The sequence below is a fragment of the Stenotrophomonas sp. YJH_SMC_122 genome (assembly GCF_059369535.1).
Window position 1 is genome coordinate 132,734 of the sequence record NZ_JCAFST010000005.1, and the last position, 26,212, is coordinate 158,945.

The window sequence follows — 26,212 nt, forward strand, 5'->3', positions numbered from 1 at the left end:
TCCGGCAATGCGCCGGAGCCCGCTTTCTGTTGAAAGGCGCGGCCTGGACACTGCAAGTCGAGCGCAGGAAATCGATAGCCGAGCATGACTCGGCTCTACACAAGCGCCAACTCCCTGGCCAGGAACGGTGCCGTCCTGCTGCTCTTGGCGCGGGCCACCTGATGCGGCGCCCCGGACGCCACGATGGTGCCGCCCGCGCTGCCTGCGCCAGGCCCTACATCAATCACCCAGTCCGCCTGTGCGACAGACCGCATGTCGTGCTCGATCATTACCACCGTGTTGCCTGCGTCCACCAGCCGCTGAAGCTGCACCAGCAACCTGTCCGCGTCTGCTGCATGCAGGCCGGTGGTGGGTTCATCCAGCACGTACAGCGAGCGCCCGCGCTGGCTGCGCTGCAGCTCTGTGGCCAGTTTGATGCGTTGCGCCTCGCCACCTGAAAGTTCCGTGGCTGGCTGGCCCAGCCGCAGGTAGCCCAGGCCGATCTCCTGCAGCAGCTGCAGCGGGCGGGCGATGGCCGCTTCTTCGGCGAAGAACGCATGGGCCTGGTCCACCGTCATCTGCAGGACCTCGGCGATGTTGCGGCCGTTCCACAGCACCTTCAGCGTGGCTTGGTTGTAGCGGGCGCCATGGCAGGTCGGGCATGGCGCATAGACGCTGGGCATGAACAGCAGTTCGACGCTGACGAAGCCCTCGCCTTCGCAGGTCTCGCATCGCCCCTTGGCCACGTTGAATGAAAAGCGGCCCGCGTCGAAACGGCGGCGGCGCGCGTCGGGTGTCGCGGCAAACAGCTTGCGCACATGGTCGAACAGGCCCGTGTAGGTAGCCAGGTTGGAGCGTGGCGTGCGGCCGATGGGCCTCTGGTCTACCTGTACCACGCGCTGGATGGCGTCCACGTCGCCGGCCAGCTGGCCGCGCGTGGCTTCGATCACGGTGGGTCCATCCATGGGCGCGCTGTCGGCGCTGTCATCTACCGTCTCGTGCCCCAGGTGGAGCAGCATCAGCTCGGGCAGCGCCTGCGCCATCAGGCTGGATTTGCCCGATCCGGAAATGCCGGTCACTGCGGTCAGCAACCCCAACGGCACCTGCGCATCCACGCCGTGCAGGTTGTGGCGGTAGATGCCTTTCAGCTCCAGCCAGCTGTTGGCACTGCGCTGCCGGCTGGCCGGCGCAGGCACCCGGTCGAACAGGTACTGCGCCGTGCGCGAATGCTGAACGTCGCGCAGGCCGTCAGGCTCGCCACTGTAGAGAACGCGCCCGCCATGTTCCCCTGCCTGCGGGCCCACATCCACCAGCCACTGCGCGCGGCGCATCAGCTCCAGATCATGTTCAACAACGAACACCGAGTTGCCGCCGTCGCGCAGCCGTTCCAGTGCGTCGTACAGCGCCTGGCTGTCGGCCGGATGCAGGCCTGCCGAGGGTTCGTCGAGCACGTACAGCACGCCGAACAGCAACGCGCTGAGCTGCGTGGCCAGGCGCAGGCGCTGCAGCTCGCCGGCCGACAGCGTGGGCGTGGCGCGATCCAGCGAGAGATAGCCCAGGCCGAGCCCGCGAAGTTGTCGTACCCGCGCCATGACCCCGGCCGCCAGCCGTTGTGCCGCCAGGCGCTTTTCCTCTGACAGGGCCGAAGTCAGGCGTACGTCGGGGGCGCCCTCGTGGGTCGCGCGGCCACTTGCTGCCCGCTTGGCGCGATCGCCGCGCGTTGCACGCCTGCTGGTACGCGCGCCGTGGCTGTGTGCACTGAAGTCGCCCTGCGCGATGGGCTCGAGCAACGCTGCCAGCTGATCCAGCGGCAGCCGCATGAACTCGCCGATGTCCACGCCGGCGAAGGTGACCGAAAGCGCTTCCGGCTTCAGGCGCTTTCCGTGGCAGGCGGGGCACAGCCGGCCCTCCATGTAGCGGGAAACACGCTTGCGCATCAGCGCGCTCTGGGTGTTGGCAAAGGTGTGCAGCACGTAGCGGCGTGCCCCGGTGTACGTGCCCATGTAGCTGGGCTCCAGCTTGCGCTTGAGCGCGGCGCGGGTCTCGGCGGGCGTGAAGCCGGCATAGACCGGCACGGTCGGGGTTTCCTCGGTGAACAGGATCCAGTCCCGGTCCTTCTTCGGCAGCTTCTTCCACGGCACATCGATGTCATAGCCCAGCGTGACCAGGATGTCGCGCAGGTTCTGGCCATGCCAGGCCGGTGGCCAGGAGGCGATGGCGCGCTCGCGGATGCTCAGCGATGGGTCCGGCACCATCAGCGCTTCGGTCACTTCATAGACGTGCCCCAGACCGTGGCAGGTGCTGCAGGCACCCTGCGGAGTGTTGGGCGAGAAGTCTTCGGCGTACAGCATGGGCTGGTGGGCCGGGTACGCGCCTGCACGCGAATACATCATGCGCACCAGGCTGGACAGCGTGGTCACGCTGCCCACCGATGAACGTGCATTGCTGGCACCGCGCTGCTGCTGCAGGGCGACCGCCGGCGGCAGGCCGTCGATGGCGTCCACGTCCGGCACGCCCGCCTGGTCGATCAGGCGGCGCGCATACGGTGCGACGGATTCGAAGTAGCGCCGCTGCGCCTCGGCGAAGACCGTGCCGAAGGCCAACGAGGACTTGCCGGACCCCGATACGCCGGAGAACACCACCAGCGCATTGCGTGGAATGGAGACATCGACATTCTTCAGGTTGTGCTCGCGCGCACCGCGGACCTCGATGCAGCCGCTGGCTGCGGCAGCACATGACGACTCGCCAAAGGGGGTGTTGGACATCTCAGCATTCCTGCATTCGGTGGGCGGATCGCGCATGGTGCGCCCGAGCGGCCATTGTCGCCGGTGCGGAGTGAATGGCGCGAGGGCGCCGGAGGCGGGATGCTGTCTTCACCTCCCCTTCGTACGGCGTTGCCCAGCCACGCGCTAGCGTGGAGAGCCCACACACCGGAGGCTGCCATGCACCCCGACGTACTCGGCTGGGCCGCCACGGCGGTACTGATGGCAACCTTGATCCGGCAGATGGTTAAGCAGTGGCAGTCGTCCAACCCGGAAGCCGTGTCCAGGTGGCTGTTCGCAGGCCAGATGACTGCATCTGCGCTGTTCACGGTCTACAGCGCGATGCTCGGCAGCGTGGTCTTCGTGGTGACCAATGCAATGCTGCTGTTGACGGCGGTCGTGGGCCAGGTGCTGGCGTGGCGTCGCCGTGGCCGCCCCCGGGGGCCCCCACCCTGCTGATTGTTAACGCGCGTTGCCTGAAGGATTGACGCCACGTTGCCCCGCCCTTGATGGGGCCGCTCACCGCGCATTCCTATGCTGGGCCCGCCACCTGCGAGGTGGTGATCAACCTGGAGATGTACCATGCAACGCGACCAGAAAGACCTTCCCCATCCGGACACGGAGGCGCAGCGCCCCGAGCCTGTCAGTCCGCTGCAGGCAAAGCTGCACAACCACCGCAATCATGACGAAGCGCTGCAGGAAACCTTCCCCGCCAGCGACCCGATCTCTCCCTTCGTCGCTGCACCCACGCCGGACGAGCAGGCCAAGCGCCTTGGGGAGCGGGTCAGGCTGCCAGACCGCCGAACGGATGAGGAGGCCGGCGGAGGTGACCAGTGATCCGGCGCGGTTTCGCCCGTGTCGCGGCCGCGACGGCGCGATGGTCCGGCAGCCTGGGGGCATTCGTCGCAGCGCTGGGGGTGATCATCACCTGGGCTGCCAGCGGGCCGGCTTTCCACTTCAATGACACGTGGCAGCTGGTGGTGAATACGGGAACGACCATCGTGACCTTCCTGATGGTGTTCCTGATCCAGCATACGCAGAACGCCGATACCGCAGCGCTGCACATCAAACTGGATGAACTGATCCGTGTCAGCAAGGACGCAAACCAGGAGCTGTTGAACCTGGAGTCGATGGAGCCGGCCCACCTTGAAGAGATACGCCAGCGTTACGAGGCACTGGCGAAGACCGCTGCAGACATCAAGTCCAAGAAGGAGCGCTGCATGCCCTGCGATGCGGACGCGGCCGCCGAGGCCTGAGGTCGCTGTTCCGGCCGCTGCCTGCGCCTATAACTGTTCTGGGCTGAGGCCCTGCCTGGCAGGGCCTTCCAGCAGCGCTCCGGTGGCGGAAAAGCGGCTGCCGTGGCAAGGGCAATCCCATGTGCGCTCATGGCCATTCCATTGAACAACGCACTTCAGGTGCGGGCAGAGCGCCGACATCGTGTGCAGGCGTCCTCCCTCGTCGCGGTAGACCGCAGTCCGCTTTCCATCGACGTCCAGCAATGCGCCGCAGCCACGGGCCAGCTCGGTGGGTGAGTGCGACGGCGCAGCAGCAAGGCGATCTCCCACCATGTGCCGCGCAACCGTGCCATTGGTACGGGCCCAGCCGGCCGCCGAGCGCACCGGTGTGAAGCGCATGGGGCTGAGCAGCTGCTCGATCTCGCTGGTCGTGCCGATGATTCCCTCGGTGATCGCACGCGCGGCCACGCCCGCCCAGGTCAAGCCGTCCGGCCCATAGCCGGTAGCCAGCCACACATTGTCGTGCGCGCTGCTGCCGATGTAGGGCAGCTGGTCGGCTGCACGGAACTGCTGCGCGGACCAGCACAGCGGCTCGCCCTGCACGGTGAAATTGCGATGCGCATCGGCGACCAGATGCTGGGCTGGATCCATGGGCGGCGTTTCGCCGGTGCGGTGGGTCTCGCCGACCAGCACCAGCCAGTCACGGCCGTCAGTGCCGCGCACCCCGCGCAGCGAGCGGTGCCGATCGGCGATCCAATGAATGCCTGCCGCGGGCGGCGTGGCAACCGGTACCGCCACGCCGTATTCGCGGTAGACCTCCATCTCGGCCTGCACCAGGTTGAAACCGGCTGGCGAATGGGTGGCCAGCACGAAGTGCCTGGCGTGGATGCGGGCTCCGTCGGCCGTCGCAACCCCGGCGGATGCCTCGATGCTGTTGATCCGGGTCCAGTCGTGGATGCGCACCCGGCCCGCCAGATGTCGCGCCAGCTCAATGCAGAACGCCGCCGGATCCAATTGCGCCTGATCGGCAACGCGGAAGGCGTGGCCCAATGCGAACGGCAGCCCGGACTGGTGGTGTTCGCATTGCAGGCCGACGCGCTGATAGGCCTGCAGCTCACGCTCGAATCGCGCAGTGACCTCACGGGTGCGCTCCTGCATGCCGTACTGCATCGCCACGCGTTCGAAGCCACAGCGCAGATCGTAGCGATGAACCAGTGTTTCGATGGACCGCAGCGCCTGCTGCCGCCACTGCACGATGCGACGGGCCGTGTCACCGCCCCAACGCGCGATCAGGTCTGCCAGCCGGGAAACCGGCGCGTAAAGATTGCCCGTGGACATCACCGTATTGCGCCCGCCGATGGGCCCCGCATCGACCACCAGCACATCCAGGCCGCTATCGGCCAGGCGGGCCGCTGTCAGCAGGCCGGTCATGCCAGCACCAACTACCAGCACGTCCGCCTGCGTGGTTCCGGCAAGTGGGCGGAAGCTGTTCGATTCGGCATCACGGGACCAGAGGCTGGCGCGCGGTAACGGGTCGGCCATGAATACACCCTTGCAGAGTCAGCTGGAAGCCTTCCCTGATACGCCGTTGGGGGTGAAACAGCAGTGGTGCGTCCGTGCAGAAAATGCTCACACGCGTAGCAGCAGCGATGCCGATCAAGGGCGGGTGAACATCGCGTGGGCGATACGCCTGCGCCCGCTGTGCGGGCGACGACGCCTCCCTTGCAGTGCGGTCGCTAGCGTGCCTGGAAGGAGGAACCCGCTGTGAGCACGCCCCTGGAGATCGACCTGATGATCGCGCAGCTGGAGGAAATGCTGCCGGAATGGGCGGCGTTCTACCCCGAGCCGCAGTTCATCCAAATGCTCGCCGAGGCGCTGGACTTCATTGCTGCCAGTGCCGACTCCGATGCCCGGATGTATTGCGTGATGCGCACCGGGCACCTCAACGTGTGCAGCGGAGAGATCCCGTGGGCGGCGCGCCATGGAGGTGGTTAAGCCAGTACGTCAGGCCGCGATGGCATAGGGTTCGACCAGCCTGGCCAGGATATCCATCGCCGTCTCAGCGTCGGCCTGGCCGTCGCTGTGCTGCACAAACCCCAGCCAGTCTGCGCAGGCCAGGCGTCTCAACGCCGCCGGCTGCGTCGGGAGCCAGCGCATCGGCCAGAACGGGAGACGCCGGTTGCCTACCCTGCCGCGCTGCAACTCGATCAGTCCCGTGTGGCTGGTAGCACCGAGCACCCGTGAGTACGCCACGCTCAAGCCGTCCTCGGGCCCCTCCAGGTACTGCAGGAAGCGGGCGCCGTCGAACAGTAGGACACCGGTGACGCCGGCATTCCGGTTGAAGCGGGCGGCGTCGTCCACCAGTTCGTCCAGCTTCACGCTGCCCAGACCCAGCGGGTCGCCCGCAACGGCTGGGGCCGCTTCACTCACGTATGCGACTGCCCTGATCGGCATTGGCTGCTCCTGTAGCGAATCCCCCCAGATCCCGTGTCGAGAGCATAGGCCAACCGCGCCGCCGGTATGTTCCGACGCTGTGTATTTTGTGGATCAGTTGGGTTCGGACAGACAGACGGTACGCAGAGCGCGCCCGGGCTACCCGTCTGCCTGCGCCCATCGCGCAAGATTCTGTTTCACTTTGTCGATGCCGGCCCACGGGTCCCTGCGGCGCCGTTTGAGCTTTGCTGGCACATCCCTGATCGTGAACGCGTCGGCGCGCTTGAGTTTGGACAGATCCCCCCATGCAATCGGCAGCGCCACCGGTGCCCCCGGCCTGGCCCGCAACGAGTAGGATGCGACCGCCGTTGCTCCGCGCCCGTTTCGCAGATAGTCAACGAAGATCCGCTTGTTGCGCAGGCTTTTGGTGGCTGTTGCCAGGAACCGCTGCGGCTCGGATTGCGCCAGGGCTTCGGCGAAACCCTTCGCAAAGCGCTTGGTCAGATCCCAATCACATCCCGGATTGAGCGGCACGACCGCGTGCAGGCCCTTGCCGCCGGATACACGCAGGAATGACTCCAGCTCCAGCTGCGCCAGCAGTTTGCGGATGTCGGTGGCCGCTTTCTTGACCTCGGCAAAGGGCACGTCCGGTCCTGGATCCAGATCGAACACCACCCGGTCGGCCTGCTCGGGCGCTTCGGCGTGGCTGCCCCACGGATGGAATTCCAATGCGTTGAACTGCACCAGTTCGAGCAGGCTGGCCGGGTCGCGCACGACCAGGTAATGGGCATTGATGCCGCTTTCTTCCTTCAGCCTTGCCGCGTCGACCAGTTCCAGTCCGGCCGTATGGTGTTTCTGGAAGAAGCAGGGTTTTGCGGTGCCACTGGGGCATCGGATGATCGACAGCGGGCGATCAATCACCTCGGGCAGGAGATGATCCATCACTGCCGTGTAGTAATCCCACACGTCCTGCTTGGTGTAACCGTCGCCGGGAAACAGGATCTTGCCCGGAGACGACAGCGACGGCGGCACGCGATCCGCCGCCGGTGCCTTCCTGGTCCTGCGCGCAGGTCGCGAGGGTGCCGGTGCGCGCGCCGCCGCCGGGGACGTTCCAGCGCGATCGGAATCGGCAAGGTCGGCGATATCCTTGTCGGCCCGCACCGCTTTCAGCGACGCCTGGCGCAACAGCTTCTGCCCGCCGATCCCGCGATAGAAGACCTCGACCACGAAACGCGGTTCGAACCAGGTCGCAGCACGCAGGTCGGTGTCCTGTGTGGGCACGTAGGCGGTCGGCTTGCGGCCGCCACCGCCCTTGATGCGCTTGCTGATGTCGCCGATCAGTTCGTCCGAGAACCCAGAGCCGACGCGGCCGGCGTAGAGCCAGCCATGCTTCGCATCCGGCCGGGCCAGCAGCAGCGAGCCGAAGCCGGTGCGGCTGCCCTTGGGTGCGGTATATCCGACCACCGCGAACTCGTCGCTGGCCAGTTGCTTGGTCTTGCGCCAATCCTCGCTGCGGCCGCTGTGGTAGCTGCGGTCGGCGCGCTTGGAGATGATGCCCTCGAAATGCTGCTCGCCGGCCACGCGATAGGCTTCATCGCCATCACCTTGCACATGCGAACTGAACGCCAATGGGCTGCCCTGCCCTTCCAGCACGGACTGCAACAGGGCCTTGCGCTCCAGCAGGGGCGCATCAGCGACATCCACACCATCAAGATGCAGCAGATCGAACAGTGCATACGTCAGCACGCCTTGGCGCTCGCCGGAGAGCGTGGCCTGCAGCAGGTTGAAGTCCTCCTTGGTGCCGGCGCCGGCGATGAGCTCGCCGTCCAGTGCGGCTGAAGTGAGGCCCAGCGCCGCCACCGCGTCACGTATCTCGGGGATCTTGCCGGTCCACTCCAGTGCATTCCTGGACCAGAGCTGCACATTGCCCTCGGCGACCGTGGCAAGGATGCGGTACCCGTCCCATTTGATCTCATGGACCCACTGCTCGCCCTGGGGCGGCGCGTCTCCCAGCTTGGCCAACTGCGGTTCGAATGGACCGGACGGCGCTGCGCCCTTTCTTGCCCTGCTGAGCGCCAGGGCCTTCTTCGCCCAGTTCTTTGGCCGGGTGCGCCTGGCAGGTACTGTGGCGAGCCTCTTCTTTGCAGTCTTGCCGGCACCCGACCGCTTCAGATCCTCCGGAGGGGGTTCAGCGACATCCGCCAGCAGATCGTCCGCCTCGATATCGCCGGCAAATTCGTCGTCGTCCTTGAACAGCAGCCACTGCGGCTGGCGCGCCGGCTTCCCGGAGCGGACCAGATGCCATCCGCCCTTCAGTTTGGCGCCGAACAGCTCGAAGCGCAGATGACCCTTGGCAAGCTGTGCTTCCGGGTCGCCCTGCGTGGCCCATACACCGTGGTCGAACTGGGCAACATGGCCACCGCCGTACTGGCCCTTGGGGATCTCGCCTTCGAAGGTCGCGTAGTCGACAGGATGATCCTCCACCTCCACCGCCATGCGCTTGACCTTCGGGTCGTAACTGGGCCCTTTGGGCACGGCCCAGCTCTTCAGCGCGTCCCCGACCTGCAGGCGGAAGTCGTAGTGCCTGCGGCTGGCATGGTGCAACTGCACCACGAAGATGGCGCGTTGGCCTTTTGGTAGCGCCTTGCCCGGCTCGGGCTCCTGGGTCTGGTCAAAACGACGCTTGCGGCGGTACTCGACCAGGGACATGGGCAACTCCGCGCTACTTTCCCAGATGCTTGCGGACCGCAACGGCGGTGGGGCCGACCGCCGCGACAGCGGCACGAAGTTCTGCGGCGGACACGCCCAGCGTCGCGGTCCAGTACTGCAACTCGTAATCTTCGTTGACGTTGATACGATCCCGGTCCGGGCTGCCGGTGTTCTTCTTGTCATCGCTCATGGGAGTCTCCACGGGTGATCGGGCGTGAAGTGACCGTACCGGCCGGTGCATGGGTACGAAGCGATGCCATTGTGAAGCCATGGCGAAGACCTGGATGCATCGGCGGCAACAGATGCCGACAGATTCCGCATCGTGAAGACAGCGCGCAGAGTTCGGGTGGACGTTCCCATGCCGCCTTCACCTGGCCCCTGCCCGATCGCAACCGGGCAGGACCTACGCTGCGCACTCCACTCACTGCGGAGCCCAGTATGGCTATCAAGACGGCGGAAGACCTGTTCATCCACGAACTCTCGGACATCTACAGCGCCGAGAAGCAGCTGACCAAGGCCCTCCCACGCCTGGCCCGTGCGGCCGAGAACCCGGACCTGGCCATGGCCTTTGAGACGCACCTGGAAGAAACCCAGGGCCAGATCGAGCGCATCGACCAGGTGGTGGAGATCCTGGGCATTCGCCTGAAGCGCATCAAATGTGCGGCGATGGAGGGCCTGGTGGAAGAAGGCAAGGAAGTGATCGACAGCATCGACAAGGGGCCGGTGCGCGATGCGGCCCTGATCGGCGGCGCGCAGAAGGTCGAGCACTACGAGATTGCGTCCTACGGCACCATCGCCGCGCTGGCCAAGCAGCTGGGCTACAAGGACGCCCTGCCGCTGCTGCTGGAGACGCTGGAGGAAGAGAAGGCCACCGACGAGAAGCTGACCCTGCTGGCCAAGGGCGGCGGCAACGCCAAGGCTGCACAGGCCGCGTGATCGGCGCGCCGCGGAATACGGCTGCCACGGACGGCAGCCTCAGGTCCCGTACAGTACCTGATCATTGGGACAGAAGAACGTGCGTCGCCGCGTCGTCCCCAGATAGAGCTTGCTGATCGGGCCACCACACAGGGGACAGACCTTTTTCGTGTGCACCTGCCAATGCTTCTTCAGCTCGAAGCGGCGCTTCCACTCCAGGAAATCGAAGCTGTAGGCGCGAGCCTGCTCGATCAAGGCGGTAAGCCTGCGTGGCGGCAGGTCGCCAAGCCGGGAGGCGGGATGCACGCCTATCCGGAACAGCACCTCGTTCTTGATGATGTTGCCCACGCCGGCGAAGACGGTCTGGTCCAGGAGCGCATCACAGACCATGACGTCCGGCAGGGCCTTCAGCTTGCGCCGGGCCAGCTTCGGATCCCAGGCATCGTTCATCACGTCCGCGCGCCAATCGTAGACATCGTCCAACGGCTCATCGATCAGCCGCACGGAGCACGCATAGAAGTTCAGCTCGCCATTGTCGAACATCAGGGATACACGCGGCGGGGCTGGCTTCCTTTCATCGATGCGCCAGCTGCCGAACATCATCAGATGGATGCGCAGCGTGTGGCGGCTGAACTCCAGCAGGAAGTGCTTGCCCAACTGCGGACCGCCTTGACCCTGCGGCCCTGCAGCGGTGACAGGTCGATGCGGCTGTTACCGGACACGGTGCGGACCACGTGCCCCTTGAAATGGCTTGCGGCTTCGCGCAACAGCACGATGGAAGGGCCTTCAGGCATGTGCGTTCTCCGACAGCAGCGCCTGCAGGCGCAGGGCGTTGCGGGTGGCATGGCCCAGTGCGGTATTGTCCAGTACGAACCAGGCGGGTCGTTGCGCGTCGGATTCGCGCCGCAGCCGTTCCGCGAGCCCGGCCAGGGCCTGTTCACTGTACGCACTGCGATAGATCTGCGGTTGGCCGTGCCAGCGCCAGTAGCTCCACGTGCGGTCACCGCCGGGGATCGCTGCCGCCGGCACACGTGCCGGATCCGCGGCGACCCGTGCAACGCCATGCGCGCTCAACAGCGCATCGACCTCCGGCGTGAACCAACTCGGGTTGCGCGGCTCGCACGCTAGGTCGGCTCGCGTGCGTGCGCGCAGGCCCCGCAGGAAGGTTTCGGTCGTGATCGTGTCGTACACCAGGCTGGGCGGCAACTGCAGCAGCAACGGACCGAGCTTTCCGCCCAGCGCCAGCACGCCTTCAAGGAACTGTTCGAGCGGTTGCATTGCATCGCGCAGCCGACGCTCATGGCTGATCTCGCGCGGGAGTTTCACCGCGAACCGGAAGCCCTCCGGAACGCTCGCGGCCCATCGCGCGTAAGTCCTGGGCTGGTGCGGTCGATAGAAGGACGAGTTGATCTCCACCATCGACAGGCGTGTGGCATAGCGCTGCAGCAGGCTTTCGCCCGCGCCGAACGCTTCCTGATCCGCCCGCGGCAGCGACCATCCCGCACAACCGACGCGTGGTGGGACGGGCGCAACCGGGGCGGCTGTGTCCTTCATCGTGCCAGCTGCCCGTCCAGTTCCGTGATGCTGGCCGCAGCTGCCTCCGTGTGCGACTGCGAGACCGATAGCAGTCGATCCAGGGCACTGGTGCCCGACTGCAGCGCCGACGCGCTGCGCACGAAGCCGGTCCAGTCGGAGATGGCGATCTTTCCGAGCGCCAGCTCGTCCACCCGCACGCTGCGCATCCGCCAGTGCGGAAACTGTCGACGCCCCACCCTGCCCCGGTTCAGCTCGACGATTCCACTGTGGCTGCTGGCGGCCAGAACGCGCGTGTAAGCGGCCTTGATTCCTGCCTCCGGGCCTTCCAGGTACTGCAGGAAGCGCGAGCCATCGAACAGCAGTGTGCCGGTGACATCGACGGATTCGTTGAACTGCACCGCCTCCGCCACAAGCTGCTGCAGCCGTTGTTCCGTCAGGTTGCGGGAGGCTTCACTTACGTAGGCAATTGCTCGAAAAGGCATGGCACCACCGGTTGTTGCAGACCGCTCTACCTTAGCCACACGGATCGTACGCGCGGTGAGATCGGTGTGGAGGCTGCGTCGAACTGTGGCGTAGCCCTTCCGCATCGCGTTGACGCGCGGTTGGGTTGTGGAAGACGTGCCTGCCGATGCGCACACGCGTTCACGATGGTTCGTAGAGGCAGGATGAGGAATCGCGGGCTTCCGGATGACGCCACGTTGGCAGGCATGCCACCGCCGTCTAGCGTCGGATCTGGAAGATGGTCGCTGCCGCCAATCGGGCGGCTGAACCCAAGGAGACTTTCCATGGCCAACCAGAACCAGAACCAGGGCAACAGCAACCGCGGTTTCGCTTCGATGGACGAGGACAAGCAGCGCGAGATCGCCGCCAAGGGTGGACGTGCCGCGCACGAGTCAGGCAACGCCCATGAATTCAGCTCGGAAGAAGCACGCGAAGCCGGCCGCAAGGGCGGCGAAGCAGTGAGCCAGGACCGCCAGCACATGGCCGACATCGGCCGCGAAGGCGGCCAGAACAGCCGCGGTGGTGGCAACCAGGGCGGCAACCAGGGAGGCGGGCAGCAACAGCAGCAGCGCGGTGGCAACAACCGCGGTGGCCAGCAGCGCTGATCGGCGTTGAAACCCGATGTACCCCTTCGTGGGCGGACGTGATCTCCGCCCACTTTCCTGCGCCCTGGGTTTGCTCACGGGCGTTTCAACTGGGGTGCCGCAGGCGGGCGCCCCAGGTTTTTCATGGCTCGCGTGGTGGCAGGTCCAGTGCGCCTGCACCCGGGCCAGCCCCCAGCTCTGCCCCGGTGGTCGGCCGCGCTTCCGGGTCGGAGAGCGTGCGCAGGGTCATGGCCTGCACCGCGGCCTGTTCGCGTGGATCCAGGTCCACCGTGCCGCTGCCGTCGCCACCGTCCACCGCAGCCTGTGCCTCGCGGTCGCTGACCCGCTCCCAGAGCTCGCCGCTGTTCCAGCTGCCCTGCAGGTCGTCGGCGCCGTCGCCCTGCGACATGTCCATGTACAGATCGGTGAACGCGGGATCCCCCGGCAGCTTGCCCGGTGGGAAGTTGGGCTGGATGCTGTGCAGCGCCTTCTCGAACGACTTCATGTGCGCGATCTCGCGGGTCATCAGGAAGCGCAGCGCATCCTTGATGCCCGGGTCGTCGGTGACGTTGATCAGGCGCTCATACACCAGCTTGGCGCGCGCTTCGGCCGCAATGTTCGAGCGCAGGTCGGCGCTGGGGTCACCAATCGAGTCGATGTAGGCGGCTGTCCACGGCACCCCGCTGGAATTGACCAGCGCCGGGCCGCCGCCGTACAGGATCTGTTCGGTGTGGCTGGTGCTGTTCTGGCCCAGCAGCCGCATGTCCTCGGCCTCGGCAAGCCCTTCGGACTGGATCGCCTTGGGCCCGCGGTTGAGCATGGCGATGATGGTGCCGATGATCTCCAGGTGGCTGATCTCCTCGGTGGCGATGTCCATCAACAGGTCCTTGCGCCCGGGATCGCATTCGCCAAGTCCCTGGGTGAAGTAGCGCATCGCAGCGGCCAACTCGCCCTGCGGGCCGCCGAACTGCTCAAGCATGAGGCTGGCGAGCTGCGGATTGGATTCGCGAACACGCACGGTGTACATGAGTTTCTTGTGATGAAAGAACATGAGGATTTCTCCAGTGGCTGGCGTGGGCTGGCTTCGCGGTCAACGCTTGGCCTGGGCGCCAGGCGTTTCGTCACGGTTGAGGAACGCGCCGACCAGGCCGTCCTGGTGGTCCTCCAGCCAGCGCGCCATGGCAACCTCTTCCTGCAGGATCTGGCCACACACCGCCGCAATGTCGGGCGCGCCAGCGCGCTCGGCAGCGATCACCAGCGCCCGGTACGTGGCGATCTCGGTGTTCTCGAAGCCGAACGAAAGGCCCACGCTCTTGACCACCTCATCTTCCATCAGGGTGTTGCCAGCGGCGTGGATGGCGGCGGTCATGCTGGCGAACAATCCCTTTGCGGTGGGCACACTTCCTCCCAGCGCCTCGATGCATTGCCGCAGGGAAGCGGCCTGCCCCTGTGTCTCCTGGACGTGCTGGCCGATCCGGGCAGCAAGCTGGGGGTAGTTCTCGATCCGCGAAGCCATGGCCTTCATCATGGTCTCCGCTTCCTGCTCCATGGCGTAGGCATCCTGCAGCCATTTCAGCAGGCGTTCGCGTCGGGTGTCGTTGTGGTCTGCCATCTCGATCTCCGGTCTGGGGCGACATGCCTCCGGAGAACATGGTGGAGCGCTGGCAATCACCGCCTTGTCGGGCAGTGTGAACCGCTGGAGGTGGCCGCTGCACGCCGCCCTGATGCAGCGATAACATGCACGGACCGCGGGCTGGCTCCGGTACGCGATCAGGGCACCGGGCTGGACAGTGCCGCACCGCCGGCTCGACCTTGCAGGCTGCCACCCGACGCGCGCGGAGCGTCCGTTGCCACCAGCGCCTGTACCACACGATGTTGCATGCGATGAGCGCCGCCCTCCACGCCCACGACATACACGAAGCGCCCATCGAATTTGGCGTGCGCGCCCTCCAGGAGATCGTCGGCCTGCAGCGCCCGCTTGAGCGACTTCATCCACGTGCGTTCAGGCATGCGGTCCAGTTCCACTACGATGGCAGTGCCACCGCAGTCCAGCGGCATGCACTCCAGACGCAGGACGCGTGGAGAAGCAGAATCGGTTCCGGATAGCGGCATGAGAGAAGCTCCGATGCGGGGGACGGCGGCAGTATCCATGGCACGTGCCAAGGCGCCGTCAACGAGCTCCATCCGGCCCTGCACGCCGCCTCGACGGTGCTGGATGCGCGCTTCACGGGCTTCGCGCCGGGCTGACAACCCGCACGCACCATATTGATGCTGCACAGCACAGACTGGCGCTCCCGAAGCAATACAGGCTGCACACATGCAATCCGGAATGAGCCAGCGCAGATGCAACCTGCTGCTGGTGGAAGACCAGCTCGACCTGGCAGCACTGATGGAACATGCACTTGAGGACGCCGGCGACCAGGTGACGCACGCGTACAGCGTGTTCGACGCGCTGGGGCTGCTGGACACCCAGCGATTCGACGGCGCCGTGCTGGATGTCGAGCTTCGCGACGGCGTGGTGTTCCCAGTCGCGGATCGCCTGGCGGAACTCGGCATCCCCTACCTGTTCGTCTCCGCGGTCTATGACCAGCTGGTGCCGCAGCGCCACCGCCGCGCCGCCTTCGTGGCCAAACCATTCCACGTCGGTCAGTTGCAGGACACTGTGCGGCGCGTGGTGGGCGACGCCTGCGCACCCTCTTCCGCACACTGACCCCAGCCACAGCGGTCAACCCAGGTGCGGGGCCACCACCAGGCTCAGCTGGCGCAGCGCACCACCACGGGACAGCCCATCCCAGTTGCCATGCGCCACATCCCGGATATCAGAGCCCTGTACCCACAGCAGCCGCATTGGCCAGTAGGGAGAGAACCGGCCGGAAACCCTGCCGCGGCCCAGTTCGATCAGCTCGCAATGGCTGCGGGCACTGAGAATGCGGCTGTACACCACGTTGATGCTGTCTTCCGGTCCCTCGATGTACTGGAGGAAGCGGAGCCCGTCATAAAGAAGTACACCCGTCACGCCGGCTTCGAAGTTGAAGCGGGTGGCGGCCCTGGCGAGGTCGTCCACATGGTCCATGGAAAGCCCCGGTATCGCCTCACTTGCGTAGGCGATCGCGCGGAGGGGCACAATCGTTCCTTCTGGCGCAGGAGGTTTCCTGCACGGCAATGATCGCTGCCCCGTTGTAGGCGGGGATGAGGGCCTTCAGGCGCTGAGGCACCGCCCCGCCCCCTCGGCTGCACACTGCGCTAACACCGGTCCCGGACTTCAAGCGGCGTTCGCGTAGGGCTCAACGATTGCGAGCAGCTTCTCCATCGCTTCGGCTTCGTTCTGGCTCGTTACCGCCCGCTGGATGAAACGGCTCCAGTCAGCAAGGGCGATCCTCTGCAGCTCGCCCACGCTGACCGACAGGCAGCGCATCGGCCAGAACGGCAATCGCCGCTGCCCGACGCGGCCACGCCCGAGCTCGGTCAGTTCGGTGTGGCTGCGGGCGCCGCTCACGCGGGAGAAGGCAACATCCAGCCCGTCGGCGGGGCCTTCCATGTATTGCAGGAAGCGCTGTCCGTCAAACAACAGGACGCCGGTCACGCCCGCCGATCGGTTGAAGCGGGCCGCATCTTCCATAAGCGCAGCCAGGCATTCCGGGGTGAACCCGGGGACAGCCTGGCTGACATAGACAATCGCGCTGTTCGGCATCGGCCGCTCCTACTCTCCCAGCCGATGAATCTAAGGTCGGCAGCGTTCACGCGCCGTAAACGCGCACAGTGAACAGGTCACACAGTGCTCGATGAACCTTGATTTCATGGGCTCGGGCTGGATCCGCGAGTGCTGACGCCCCCTCGCCTGCTGCGGCGCGACGGAATGCCCGGCCTGCAATGAAGATGGGTCATGGACGTAGGCGCCCTGCGGTCACATCACTGTCTTGGCGATGTGGCGGCCACATGAATACCCGGCCCAGTGTTCCTCACGGGGTCACCGCTGGCGATGTTCCCTGGCAAGCACGCACTGGCGCAGCTCCCACAGCCATGGCAACACCACCAGGCCAAGCGCCGGCAGCAATACGAACCACCAGAGCGCCGGTGCTGCCGGGGCCACACTGACTGCCCATCGAGGTTCAGCCTGCCACGCCACCCAGCCCAGCAGGACCCAAGGAGCGGCGTCGAGCACACTGTGCACGTGCTGCTCGGCCGGGCTGATGCGTCGCCGCCCATCCGCGCTGACGGTGTCGAAGCAGCCGGCGATTGCGTGGGCGATGACCAGGACCGCCAGCAGCGTGATGAGCGACCAGGTGCTTTCCAGCAAGAGCCATGCCAGCACGCCGCTGCCGATGAGCAGCAGCTGCAGCCCATGCAGCAGGCTCTCGCGCATCGCGGACGTGTGCGGCAGGTCGGTACGCCGGTGGAAGTGGAAGTCCAGCGCACCGGCGGACAGCCAGACTGCGTAGACACAGGCCATGACAATCCCGCTCATGACGGCCTGCTCAGGGCGTCAATACGATCTTGCGGCAGTCGTCGTCCTTGGCATCGAACATCGCATAACCTTGCGCTGCGTCGGCCAGGCGCATCCGGTGCGAGATGATGTCCCCAGGATCCAGCTTTCCTTCCATGATGGCGTCGAGCAGTTCCGGCATCAGTCCCTGCACGTGGGTCTGCCCCATCTTGAATGTCAGGCCCTTGTCGAACGCATCGCCCAGCAGGAACCCGTGGATGAAACCGGCATAGACACCGGGAATGCTGACCACGCCGCCGCGGCGGGCCGCTGCGATGCACTGACGGATGGCCACGCCGCTGCTGCCTTCCAGTTTCACGGCGGTCAGCGCTGACTCCAGCGCACTGCCCTCGGCCTCGAAACCGACGGCCTCGATGCAGGCATCCACGCCGCGCCCACTGGTCTGGGTCAGGATGTAGTCGGCCGGGTCTTCGATCTCCTTGAAGTCGATCGTTGTCACACCGTAGGCACGACGCGCGTAGTCCAGGCGGTAGCGAAGATGGTCGACCATGAAGATGGTCTCCGCTCCCAGCAGCCGGCAGCAGGCCGCGCTCATCAGCCCAACCGGGCCGGCACCGAAGATCGCCACTGTCGAGCCCGGCTTGACCCCTGCGTTCAGCGCGGCCTGATAGCCGGTGGGCAGGATGTCCGACAGGAACAGAACCTGTTCGTCAGCCACGCCTTCCGGGATGCGCAGCGGCCCCACATTCGCCTTGGGCACGCGCACGAATTCGGCCTGTCCGCCTGCCACGCCGCCATACAGATGGCTGTATCCGAACAACGCCGCCGGAGGCAGAAGGCCCTTCTGGTTCAGCGCAGCGCCCTTGCCCGGGTTGGTGGTCTCGCAGGCGGCATACTCGGCCAGCCGGCAGTGGAAGCACTCGCCACAAGCGATCACGAAAGGAATCACCACGCGATCGCCCGGCCTCACCTGGGTTACGCCGCTGCCGACCTCTTCCACCACGCCCATGAATTCGTGGCCCAGCACATCGCCGTCGTGCAGATCGGGAATCTTGCCCCTGTACAGGTGCAGGTCCGACCCACAGATGGCGGTGGCGGTCACCCTCAGGATCAGGTCGTCCTCAGCTGCCAGCACCGGGTCCGGCACGGTCTCGACGCGCACATCCTTGCGGCCGTGATAGGTCAATGCCTGCATCGTGCTTCTCCAGAAGATCGGAACGCCAGCATCGCAGGGCCTCCCTCCTGCTTCGGTGACATCCGGGTGTGCGCAGCGTTCATTCCGCGGCGCCATTGCGTTAACCCGGCCCGGGCCACGCTGCGAATACCCGCCACAGGAGCCCACCATGAACGACAAGCTGCCTTTCAATCCAACAACAGACGTGGATGATCAGTCGAAGGCGCACTCGCCGGACAAGCGGCGCAATGATCGAGCGAAGTGGAAGGAGCACGACATGCCTGACGACGGCGATGGCCCCAAGGCCGTCCCCGAGGACTACGAACGACCTGATCCCGATCCCACGGGCAAGCGTTGAGTCCGCCTCACATTCTGGATGCGCCGGATTCACAAGCCATGGGCCGCTGCCGGCGCAAGCTGCGCGCATGATTCCTGGTCAGCCTGAACGAGGTGTTGCATGTGGAGACGCAACGGTCTCTCGCTGGTACTGCTTGCACTCACTGTCGTGTTCATTGTCGGGCAGGCGGTCGCGGGACATCACGTGCACAATCAGGAGTTGATACAGCACGGGCGCGCGCCGATCGACCTTTGGCACTACCTGGCGACCGGCCACTTTGTCAGTGCAACGTTCGAGAACTGGGAAAGCGAATTCCTGCAGATGGGGATGTACGTCCTCCTGACGGTGAGCCTGCGCCAACGCGGCTCGGCCGAATCCCGGCCCTTGGATCCCGCACAGGAACAGAATCGCGTCGAGCCGGGACCTGCGCCGTGGCCGGTTCGCCGCGGTGGCGCATGGAAGGCGGTATACAGCCACTCGCTTGCGATCGCCTTCGGCCTGTTGTTCCTGCTCAGCTTTACGCTGCATGCAATGGGCAGCTGGCGCGCCGAGCAGGCCGAGCAGCAGTTGCAGGGGCTGCCGACGCCGGGTTTCCTGGAGCATCTGGGCAGCAGCACGTTCTGGTTTGAATCGATGCAGAACTGGCAGAGCGAATTCCTTGCCGTGCTGTCGCTGGTCGTGCTTACGATCTTCCTGCGGCAGAAGGACTCACCGCAATCCAAGCCGGTCGAGGCCCCGCACGCGCAGACAGGAGATTGAACGATGGCGGATGACCCATCACCGGCCTTGCTGATCATCGACATGTTCAGTCGCTTCGACTTCCCGGGGGCGCAGGCGCTGGTACCGGCCGCGGAGCGGGCGGCCAGACAGATCCGGCGCCTGAGAGACCACTTCGATGACCACGGATGGCCGGTCATCTATGCCAATGACAATTTCTCGGACTGGAAGCGTGACTTCCGCCAACAGGTCGAACAGTGCCGCCGGGACGGGGGGCCAGCCGGGCGGATAGCCGAGCTGCTCTCCCCCTTGCCCGATCACTACTTCGTGCTCAAGCCCAAGCACTCGGCGTTCCTCGCCACCCCGCTGCCGGTTCTGCTGGCCAAGCTGGGCGTGCGGCGTCTTTGGCTCACCGGGATGACGGCCGATTCCTGTGTTCTGGCAACCGCGTTGGATGCCAACGCCAGGGAATTCGACGTAGTGTTGGCACGGGAGGCCGTGGCGGGGATGCCGGCGCAGAAACAGCGCGCAATGGCGCTGCTCGCCGATTCCGGCGCCGCCCGCGTCGCACGGCTTGCCTCTCTTGTGCCGGCATGACCGCCGGATGGCGTTGCATCCGGTTCACGCCCGGTCTGCGATACCCTTTACACCGGCATGACCGGCGCAATGTGCGCAGCAGAAGATACGGCCGTTTCCCTCGACACCGTGTCCGATGATGGCGCAGTCGCAGTGCGCGCAACGCGGTGCGAATGCGTGGATAGCGCACTCAAACGAATCGAACGTACCGCTGCGTCCGCCCTGCTGGAGGGTGAAGCTCTTGTCATAATCGTTGCCGCAGACATCACAGGTGGCCATGCTGCACCCCGTGCCGTGGAAGGAACGCGCAGTGTGGCGTGCGCGGATGTCGGCAGCCGTGAATGCACCGTGTCGCAGGCGTGCAGAACGCCCGCGCGGGGTGGGCTGCATGGTGCGGAATGCCGGGCTGGACTGGTGTTTCATCCTGCTTTGCCGGGCTCGGCACGGCCACCAGGCGAGGCGGCGCGATTACAGGGGAACGACGTACGCAGCGCTTCGACAACCAGGGCAGACGCATCCTGCCGCAGTCGCCCGCGGGGCAGCTGCCGGAGATGGGAAGACACCTGATCGACCAGTTCATGCGGAAGGATCCGGCCCTGCCCACACCACTGCCCGCGGCTGGCATCGGCAACGCCCAGTATGTAGCTGCTGGCCCGGGCGCTGGACAGCCCCCGGCAGTGTTCGCCATCGCAGAACCCATCAGCGCCTTTGCCCTGCAGCAGCGTGATGAGCTCCGCCCCACTGACAAGCCAGGTGCGTTCCGGTTGCGTTGTGCCTGCCACGGCGGGTCCCACCAGGGCGCCGAGGCCCAGTGTCAGGAGCCAACGCATGCGGCGGTGCGCGCGGCGGGCGTGATGTCCTTTCATATCAGGGTCCTGGCTGTCGTTTTTCCGGATTCCACGCGGCGCCGGTCAGAGTTGATCAAGCTGGTTGCGTGGTTGAAACGCCGGGTCGTCCTCAGCGTCCAGCATGGCATCCACCAAGGTGTCGAAGGGCGCGGCAGCGGTATCCAGGTCCGTGGAAGAAAGGAATCCGGATTGCCCCTGGCCGGCCAGGGCAATCGCGGCAACGGTCTCGCGCTCACCTTCCTCTGCCCAGAGATAGTCGTGGACCAGTGCCACCCCGTGGTCGCCCGCCTTCAGGAAATCGGCCGCGCCCCGTGCCACAGTCAGAAACGCGATGAGATCGTAGAGGCTTTCCGAATACGTCAGCGATCCCGCAACAAAGTGCGTACCAGTGCGGTCATAGGCGGCAACCTGGATGTTCTCGGCCTGCGCGGATGCAAGGAAGGCCTTCAATGCGGCGCGATTGTCGGGGTAGCGGGCCAGCAGGGCCTGGCAGTCTACGAGCAGTTCATCCAACGCCTCGTCGCTTGAAGACGCCAGGCATTCACCGTTGCCCAAGCGCCACGGCCCGGCGATGCATCGCCAGTCGGACCATCGGGATGGCGAAGGCAGGGGCGCCGCCAGCCATCTGGAGAGATCTTCGTGGCGCAACTGCAGGCGCAACAGCGCTGAATAAGGCTCTGACAAGGCGATGATCCATCGGGTCTGCGTGTCCAGATGGCTTTTAGCAGACAACGCGCGACCCGCCAACACCCCAGTGCCAGCCTCATGGACTGCGACTGCTACTGCCGCAGGCGCGGCGCCGGACTATCGCGCAGCCGTTGACCCTCTGACCACGCACCTTCCCGTCATCACCAGTCTGCGTACCGGCAGCTCCGGCATGCGCAGGCGCTCCAGCAACAGCGACATCGCAGCTCGCCCCATATCTTCAACCGGCTGCTCGACCACGGTAACCCCGGGTTCGACCAGTTCGGTCCATCGCTCATTGTCGAACCCTGCCAGCGCCAGCTCTCCTGGAATCGCAAGCCCAGCGCTGCGGGCCGCTTTCAATGCGCCCATGAGCAGCAGGCTGTTGCTGGTGACCAGCGCTTCGGGACGCGAAGGGCTGGTCAACCACTGCTCGACCATTGCGATGGCGGCCTCGGCGGTGGGCTCGACCTCGCGGAAGTCGGGCTCCCAGCCGTGCCTGCGCATCGCAGCGCGATAGCCATCGCGGCGCTCGGACGCCGTGGTACTGGTGCTGCCGAACAGGCCACCGATGCGGCGATAGCCGCGCTCGGCCAGGTGCTCGACCAGGCCTGACATCGCCGCTGCGTTGTCGAGGACCACGCTGTCGATCGTGCCACCCGGTGCGGCACGGTCGACCAGCACCGTCGGATAATCCAGCCTCAACCGGTTCAACCGCCCCACCGTGGTCCGGGTGGGCGCAAAGATCAACCCACTGATGCGCTCCTCATGCATCAACTGCAGGTACAGTGCTTCGCGCTCGGGGTCCTCATCGGTGTTGCAGAGGGTGACGCGAAGGCCTTCCCGGTACGCGACTTCCTCCACGGCGCGGATCAGCGCGGTGAAGAACGGGTTGCGGATATCCGCCACGATCAGGCCGATGATGCCGGTGTGCCGGGCGCGCAGGCGTCTGGCCTGCAGGTTGGGGTGGTAACCGGTCTGGCGGATCGCCGCCTCCACCCGGCCGCGCACGGCCTCGCTGACCGGGCCTCCGCCGAGCACGCGCGACACCGTGGACTTGGATACCCCCGCCACGCGTGCGACGTCGTTGATGCTGATGCTCACTGGTAACGTTCCCGCAATTGAGCGCTGTTCAGGGCCGGATGGCCGTTCAGGCCCATGTTAACGCCAAAGGACTATTGGCATTTTGTGCAGTGCACATTGAAATGACGAGTGGGAACGTTCCCAATACGCCCCAGCCCCCCCCTCTGCCGGAGCCCCCCTTTGTCGCCCCAGACCTCCCCCTCCCCCGTCAGCCGGGAACTGATCCGCCTGGACGCGCGGGCGCAGGACAAGACCGATGCCATCGCCCAGGTCGCGCAGATGCTGGCCGCGGCCGGCTGCGTGGCGCCGGGGTACGAGGCCAGCATGGGACGGCGCGAAGCGCTGGCCAATACCTTCCTCGGCCATGGCGTGGCGATCCCGCACGGCCTTGGCGAGGACCGCCATCTGGTGCGCCGCGATGGCATTGCCGTGCTGCAGTTGCCGGAAGGCGTGGAATGGAATCCGGGGCAGGTCACCCGGCTGGTGGTCGGCATCGCTGCCCAGTCGGATACCCACATCACCCTGCTGCGCCGCTTGACCCGGCTGATCCAGGATGACGCCACGCTGCAGCGCCTGTTTGCGACCACCGATGCGAGCGAGATCGTCAACGCGCTGGCCGGCGACGTTGCGATCACGGCCACCGCCGTGCCGGCGACGGATCTGGCCGAGCGCTTCGAATGGACCGTCGCGTACCCCAACGGACTGCACGCACGTCCTGCCACGCGTTGGGCAGAGACGGCGCGCGGCTTCGCGGCCCGTGCGCAGGCCCGAGCAGGCGATCAGGCGGCCGATGCCAAGAGCCTGGTTGCACTGTTGCAGCTGGGGCTGCGCCACGGCGATGTGGTGAGCGTGTCTGCCGAGGGCGCCGACGCCTCGGCCCTGCTGGCCGCGCTGCGCAGGGTCATGGAGGGCCTGGTGGCGCAGGAGCAGGCCGATGCGGAACGCGCGGCACAGCGAAAAGCAGCCCCTGTCGCGGGCTGGAATCCGCCCGAAGCCCAGGCTGCCGTCGTCGGCATCGGTGCGAGCCCAGGATTGGCGATCGGCCCGGTGCATGTGCTGGCCAGCACGCAGGCCGAGGTCGCCGATCACCCCACCCCGCTCGGCGAAGGCGGCGCACGCCTGCAGGATGCACTCGGCCGTACCCGCCAGCAGTTGGCTGCGCTGCAGGACGACACCCAGCGCCGCCTGGGCGCTTCGGATGCGGCGATCTTCAAGGCGCAGGCCGCGCTGCTCGACGACACCGATCTGATTACCCGCACCTGCCAGCTGATGGTCGAGGGCCATGGTGTGGCGTGGTCATGGAACCAGGCCATCGAGCAGATCGCCTCCGGCCTGGCTGCGCTGGGCAATCCGGTGCTGGCCGGGCGCGCGGCCGACCTGCGTGATGTCGGCCGGCGCGTGCTGGCGCAGCTTGACCCTTCTGCCGCGGGCGGTGGCCTGGCGGATCTGCCGGCGCAGCCGTGCATCCTGATCGCCGCCGATCTGTCACCTTCGGATACCGCCAATCTCGACACCGGTCGCGTGCTCGGCCTGGCGACCGCGCAGGGCGGGCCGACCTCGCACACCGCCATTCTCTCGCGCACGCTGGGCCTGCCGGCGCTGGTGGCCGGCGGCGCCGAGCTGTTGGCGATCCAGCCAGGCCGCGAAGCGATCATGGACGGCAGCAGCGGACGGCTCTACCTGTCTCCCTCCGATGCCGCTCTCGCCTCGGCGCGCGCATGGATGGCCGAACAGCAGCAGATCCGCGAGCGCGAAGCCGCGCAGCGCGCGCAACCGGCCCAGACCCCCGATGGCTACCGCATCGACATCGGCGCCAACGTCAACCTGCCCGACCAGGTACCGCTGGCACTGGAACAGGGGGCCGAAGGCGTCGGCCTGATGCGCACCGAGTTCCTGTTCCTCGAACGTGGCAGTACGCCCAGCGAGGATGAGCAGTACACCACCTATCTGGCCATGGCCAAGGCACTCGACGGCCGCCCGCTGATCGTGCGCGCGCTCGACATCGGCGGCGACAAGCAGGTGGCGCACCTGGAACTGCCACGCGAGGAGAATCCATTCCTCGGCGTGCGCGGCGCGCGCCTGCTGCTGCGCCGCCCTGACCTGCTGGACCCGCAATTGCGTGCGCTGTATCGCGCGGCGAAGGACGGTGCACGGCTGTCCATCATGTTCCCGATGATCACCTCGGTTTCCGAGCTGGTCGCACTGCGCACCCTCTGCGAGCGCTTGCGCGCCGAGCTGGAGGCGCCGGAGGTGCCGATCGGCATCATGATCGAGGTGCCTGCTGCGGCCGCGCAGAGCGATGTGCTGGCGCGCCACGCCGACTTCTTCTCGATCGGAACCAACGATCTGACCCAGTATGTGCTGGCGATCGACCGCCAGAACCCGGAACTCGCCGCCGAGGCCGACAGCCTGCATCCGGCGGTGCTGCGCGCGGTCCGCGCTACGGTCGAAGGCGCACGGCTGCATGGGCGCTGGGTCGGCGTCTGTGGCGGCCTGGCCGGCGATCCCTTCGGCGCCATGCTGCTGGCTGGCCTGGGCGTGGACGAACTGTCGATGACCCCGAACGACATCCCGGCGGTGAAGGCACGCCTGCGTGGCAACGCTATGACCGGACTGCAGGCGCTGGCCAGGACCGCACTGGGGTGCGAAACCGCCGAGCAGGTGCGCGCCCTCGATGGAGCGCGCGCATGACTGCCCGCGCCGTCACCGTGACCCTGAACCCGGCGATCGACCAGACCGTGCGCCTGGCCCACCTGCAGCCCGGCCGCGTGCATCGCGCCGGCCGCTCCCGCGACGACGCAGGCGGCAAGGGCATCAACGTGGCAGCCTGCCTGGCCGACTGGGGCGTGCCGACCATCGCGCTGGGCGTGCTGGGCGACGGCAACGACGGCGTGTTCCGCACGCTGTTCCGTGAGCGGGGCATCATTGACGGCTGCCTGCGCGTTCCGGGCCGTACCCGCACCAACATCAAGCTGGTCGAAGAGGCCAACGGCGAGACGACCGACATCAACCTGCCCGGCCTTGCCGTGGATGCTGCCGATCTGGACGCGGTGTCGCGCCAGCTCGGCGCCCTGCTCTCGCCCGGCCTGCCGGTCGTGCTGTCCGGCAGCCTGCCGTACGGACTACCGGCCGATGCGTGGGCGCGGTTGCAGGCGCAGGCCGGAACGGCCGGTGCGCGCGTGCTGCTGGATACCAGCGGCGATGCGCTTGCAGCTGCGCTGGACGGTGCGAAGGACGCGCCGCCCTACGCGATCAAGCCCAACCGCCACGAACTGGAGGCCTGGACCGGCACGTCGCTGCCGGATCGCAGCGCGCTGCGCGCCGCAGGCCAGGCCCTGGTCGAACGCGGCATCGCACTCGTCGCCATCTCCATGGGGACCGACGGCGCGCTGTTCATTGATCACGCCGGCGCCCTGGTCGCGCGACCGCCGCGTCTGGCCTTGGGCAGCACGGTCGGTGCAGGCGATGCCATGGTCGCCGGCATCGCCGCCGCCTTGTTGGAGCCCTCCCTCGACCTCGCCGGTTGTGCACGACTGGCCACGGCGTTCTCGATGAGCCGGCTGGACAGCGGAGACGCGCGGCGGCTCGATCCGGCGCAGGTGCGCACCGGGACCAGCGATGTACTGATCGAGCGGTTGGATTGAAACACCTGCCGGAGGAGCGGCGGCTGGCTTCGGGCCACCGGCGATGCCTCT

Annotated in this window: 30 protein-coding genes and 1 pseudogene; 12 read left to right on the forward strand and 19 right to left on the reverse strand. The window is 66.4% G+C overall.

The genetic code is table 11. The features are described from left to right. Positions 1-95: 95 nt before the first annotated feature. The gene (locus tag AC5P66_RS08975; protein ID WP_262223265.1) at positions 96-2,744 is read right to left on the reverse strand and encodes an excinuclease ABC subunit UvrA; all 2,649 of its coding nucleotides are present in this window, start codon (positions 2,742-2,744) and stop codon (positions 96-98) included. 177 nt (positions 2,745-2,921) lie between these two features. Between AC5P66_RS08975 and AC5P66_RS08980 the strand changes: the two genes are divergently transcribed. The 3 genes from AC5P66_RS08980 to AC5P66_RS08990 all read left to right on the forward strand — a co-directional run bounded on the left by AC5P66_RS08980 (position 2,922) and on the right by AC5P66_RS08990 (position 3,997). Beyond that, entirely contained in the window at positions 2,922-3,200 is a 279-nt protein-coding gene (locus AC5P66_RS08980; RefSeq protein WP_049416443.1) for a hypothetical protein, read from the forward strand. A 123-nt stretch (positions 3,201-3,323) separates the two neighbouring features. Beyond that, the gene (locus AC5P66_RS08985) at positions 3,324-3,578 is read left to right on the forward strand and encodes a hypothetical protein (protein WP_049416445.1); all 255 of its coding nucleotides are present in this window, start codon (positions 3,324-3,326) and stop codon (positions 3,576-3,578) included. After that, entirely contained in the window at positions 3,575-3,997 is a 423-nt protein-coding gene (locus AC5P66_RS08990; protein WP_049416449.1) for a low affinity iron permease family protein, read from the forward strand. Before AC5P66_RS08985 ends, AC5P66_RS08990 begins: the two co-directional genes overlap by 4 nt. Positions 3,998-4,024: 27 nt before the next feature. Here the strand turns inward: AC5P66_RS08990 and AC5P66_RS08995 are convergent, their stop codons facing one another. Beyond that, a complete protein-coding gene (locus AC5P66_RS08995; RefSeq protein ID WP_049416451.1) occupies positions 4,025-5,518 on the reverse strand; it encodes an FAD-dependent oxidoreductase in 1,494 nt (497 codons plus the stop codon). Between the two features lie 222 nt (positions 5,519-5,740). Between AC5P66_RS08995 and AC5P66_RS09000 the strand changes: the two genes are divergently transcribed. Then, the gene (locus AC5P66_RS09000) at positions 5,741-5,971 is read left to right on the forward strand and encodes a hypothetical protein (RefSeq protein WP_049441027.1); all 231 of its coding nucleotides are present in this window, start codon (positions 5,741-5,743) and stop codon (positions 5,969-5,971) included. A 9-nt stretch (positions 5,972-5,980) separates the two neighbouring features. Here AC5P66_RS09000 and AC5P66_RS09005 read toward each other — a convergent pair whose 3' ends face one another. The 3 genes from AC5P66_RS09005 to AC5P66_RS09015 form a co-directional block, all read right to left on the reverse strand. Then, positions 5,981-6,430, reverse strand: a complete 450-nt coding sequence (locus AC5P66_RS09005; protein ID WP_049416458.1) for a BLUF domain-containing protein — start codon at positions 6,428-6,430, stop codon at positions 5,981-5,983. A 138-nt stretch (positions 6,431-6,568) separates the two neighbouring features. After that, complete coding sequence (ligD, locus tag AC5P66_RS09010) at positions 6,569-9,118, reverse strand: DNA ligase D (protein ID WP_262223264.1); 2,550 nt, start codon at positions 9,116-9,118, stop codon at positions 6,569-6,571. 13 nt (positions 9,119-9,131) lie between these two features. After that, positions 9,132-9,308 carry a DUF3606 domain-containing protein gene (locus tag AC5P66_RS09015; RefSeq protein ID WP_065426543.1) on the reverse strand — a complete coding sequence of 59 codons (177 nt, stop codon included), beginning with the start codon at positions 9,306-9,308 and terminating at the stop codon, positions 9,132-9,134. Positions 9,309-9,556: 248 nt separating this feature from the next. On the opposite strand from AC5P66_RS09015, the gene AC5P66_RS09020 reads away from it, so the two are divergent. Continuing rightward, positions 9,557-10,054 carry a YciE/YciF ferroxidase family protein gene (locus AC5P66_RS09020; protein WP_049441022.1) on the forward strand — a complete coding sequence of 166 codons (498 nt, stop codon included), beginning with the start codon at positions 9,557-9,559 and terminating at the stop codon, positions 10,052-10,054. A gap of 39 nt (positions 10,055-10,093) precedes the next feature. Here the strand turns inward: AC5P66_RS09020 and AC5P66_RS09025 are convergent. The 3 genes and pseudogenes from AC5P66_RS09025 to AC5P66_RS09035 form a co-directional block, all read right to left on the reverse strand. Beyond that, a pseudogene (locus AC5P66_RS09025) lies at positions 10,094-10,827 on the reverse strand (DNA-formamidopyrimidine glycosylase family protein). Next, positions 10,820-11,587, reverse strand: coding sequence for a DUF72 domain-containing protein (locus AC5P66_RS09030; RefSeq protein WP_099542685.1), 768 nt, complete (start codon positions 11,585-11,587; stop codon positions 10,820-10,822). The pseudogene AC5P66_RS09025 and the gene AC5P66_RS09030 overlap by 8 nt, the downstream one beginning before the upstream one ends. Next, positions 11,584-12,051: a BLUF domain-containing protein gene (locus AC5P66_RS09035; protein WP_049416469.1), complete on the reverse strand. Its 468-nt coding sequence runs from the start codon at positions 12,049-12,051 to the stop codon at positions 11,584-11,586. The genes AC5P66_RS09030 and AC5P66_RS09035 overlap by 4 nt, the downstream gene beginning before the upstream one ends. Before the next feature lie 303 nt (positions 12,052-12,354). Between AC5P66_RS09035 and AC5P66_RS09040 the strand changes: the two genes are divergently transcribed. After that, positions 12,355-12,675: a KGG domain-containing protein gene (locus tag AC5P66_RS09040; RefSeq protein ID WP_049416473.1), complete on the forward strand. Its 321-nt coding sequence runs from the start codon at positions 12,355-12,357 to the stop codon at positions 12,673-12,675. Positions 12,676-12,796: 121 nt separating this feature from the next. Here AC5P66_RS09040 and AC5P66_RS09045 read toward each other — a convergent pair whose 3' ends face one another. From AC5P66_RS09045 to AC5P66_RS09055, 3 genes are all read right to left on the reverse strand, one after another. Continuing rightward, positions 12,797-13,705: a manganese catalase family protein gene (locus AC5P66_RS09045; RefSeq protein WP_049416476.1), complete on the reverse strand. Its 909-nt coding sequence runs from the start codon at positions 13,703-13,705 to the stop codon at positions 12,797-12,799. A 39-nt stretch (positions 13,706-13,744) separates the two neighbouring features. Further along, positions 13,745-14,266, reverse strand: coding sequence for a ferritin-like domain-containing protein (locus tag AC5P66_RS09050; protein WP_049416479.1), 522 nt, complete (start codon positions 14,264-14,266; stop codon positions 13,745-13,747). 158 nt (positions 14,267-14,424) lie between these two features. Beyond that, positions 14,425-14,712 (reverse strand): hypothetical protein, encoded by a 288-nt coding sequence (locus tag AC5P66_RS09055; RefSeq protein WP_240458991.1) that lies wholly within the window; start codon positions 14,710-14,712, stop codon positions 14,425-14,427. A gap of 259 nt (positions 14,713-14,971) precedes the next feature. Between AC5P66_RS09055 and AC5P66_RS09060 the strand changes: the two genes are divergently transcribed. Beyond that, positions 14,972-15,364, forward strand: a complete 393-nt coding sequence (locus AC5P66_RS09060) for a response regulator (protein ID WP_111097390.1) — start codon at positions 14,972-14,974, stop codon at positions 15,362-15,364. Positions 15,365-15,379: 15 nt separating this feature from the next. Here the strand turns inward: AC5P66_RS09060 and AC5P66_RS09065 are convergent, their stop codons facing one another. From AC5P66_RS09065 to AC5P66_RS09080, 4 genes are all read right to left on the reverse strand, one after another. Beyond that, positions 15,380-15,778, reverse strand: a complete 399-nt coding sequence (locus AC5P66_RS09065) for a BLUF domain-containing protein (RefSeq protein WP_495216235.1) — start codon at positions 15,776-15,778, stop codon at positions 15,380-15,382. Positions 15,779-15,916: 138 nt separating this feature from the next. Further along, positions 15,917-16,345, reverse strand: coding sequence for a BLUF domain-containing protein (locus AC5P66_RS09070; RefSeq protein ID WP_049441009.1), 429 nt, complete (start codon positions 16,343-16,345; stop codon positions 15,917-15,919). 276 nt (positions 16,346-16,621) lie between these two features. Then, complete coding sequence (locus AC5P66_RS09075) at positions 16,622-17,119, reverse strand: hypothetical protein (RefSeq protein WP_495216237.1); 498 nt, start codon at positions 17,117-17,119, stop codon at positions 16,622-16,624. Between the two features lie 10 nt (positions 17,120-17,129). Further along, entirely contained in the window at positions 17,130-18,293 is a 1,164-nt protein-coding gene (locus AC5P66_RS09080; protein WP_049435273.1) for a zinc-dependent alcohol dehydrogenase, read from the reverse strand. A gap of 148 nt (positions 18,294-18,441) precedes the next feature. On the opposite strand from AC5P66_RS09080, the gene AC5P66_RS09085 reads away from it, so the two are divergent. The 3 genes from AC5P66_RS09085 (at position 18,442) to AC5P66_RS09095 (ending at position 19,923) form a co-directional block, all read left to right on the forward strand. Then, positions 18,442-18,630, forward strand: a complete 189-nt coding sequence (locus tag AC5P66_RS09085; RefSeq protein ID WP_495216238.1) for a hypothetical protein — start codon at positions 18,442-18,444, stop codon at positions 18,628-18,630. A gap of 99 nt (positions 18,631-18,729) precedes the next feature. After that, a complete protein-coding gene (locus tag AC5P66_RS09090) occupies positions 18,730-19,368 on the forward strand; it encodes a DUF6766 family protein (protein ID WP_099495610.1) in 639 nt (212 codons plus the stop codon). A 3-nt stretch (positions 19,369-19,371) separates the two neighbouring features. Next, a complete protein-coding gene (locus tag AC5P66_RS09095; RefSeq protein WP_049441000.1) occupies positions 19,372-19,923 on the forward strand; it encodes a cysteine hydrolase family protein in 552 nt (183 codons plus the stop codon). 24 nt (positions 19,924-19,947) lie between these two features. Here AC5P66_RS09095 and AC5P66_RS09100 read toward each other — a convergent pair whose 3' ends face one another. The 4 genes from AC5P66_RS09100 to AC5P66_RS09115 form a co-directional block, all read right to left on the reverse strand. Continuing rightward, positions 19,948-20,181, reverse strand: a complete 234-nt coding sequence (locus AC5P66_RS09100; protein WP_080354781.1) for a metallothionein — start codon at positions 20,179-20,181, stop codon at positions 19,948-19,950. Positions 20,182-20,321: 140 nt separating this feature from the next. Then, a complete protein-coding gene (locus AC5P66_RS09105; RefSeq protein ID WP_240458989.1) occupies positions 20,322-20,768 on the reverse strand; it encodes a Rap1a/Tai family immunity protein in 447 nt (148 codons plus the stop codon). A 45-nt stretch (positions 20,769-20,813) separates the two neighbouring features. Further along, positions 20,814-21,434 (reverse strand): hypothetical protein, encoded by a 621-nt coding sequence (locus AC5P66_RS09110; RefSeq protein ID WP_239666584.1) that lies wholly within the window; start codon positions 21,432-21,434, stop codon positions 20,814-20,816. Positions 21,435-21,554: 120 nt separating this feature from the next. After that, positions 21,555-22,538 (reverse strand): LacI family DNA-binding transcriptional regulator, encoded by a 984-nt coding sequence (locus AC5P66_RS09115; protein WP_262223261.1) that lies wholly within the window; start codon positions 22,536-22,538, stop codon positions 21,555-21,557. Positions 22,539-22,697: 159 nt separating this feature from the next. Here AC5P66_RS09115 and ptsP point away from each other — a divergent pair, with 159 nt between their 5' ends. Both ptsP and AC5P66_RS09125 read left to right on the forward strand, forming a co-directional pair. Further along, on the forward strand, positions 22,698-25,208 hold the full coding sequence (gene ptsP, locus AC5P66_RS09120) for a phosphoenolpyruvate--protein phosphotransferase (protein WP_495216239.1): 2,511 nt from the start codon (positions 22,698-22,700) through the stop codon (positions 25,206-25,208). After that, the gene (locus AC5P66_RS09125; protein WP_049411206.1) at positions 25,205-26,161 is read left to right on the forward strand and encodes a 1-phosphofructokinase family hexose kinase; all 957 of its coding nucleotides are present in this window, start codon (positions 25,205-25,207) and stop codon (positions 26,159-26,161) included. The genes ptsP and AC5P66_RS09125 overlap by 4 nt, the downstream gene beginning before the upstream one ends. Positions 26,162-26,212: the final 51 nt, after the last annotated feature.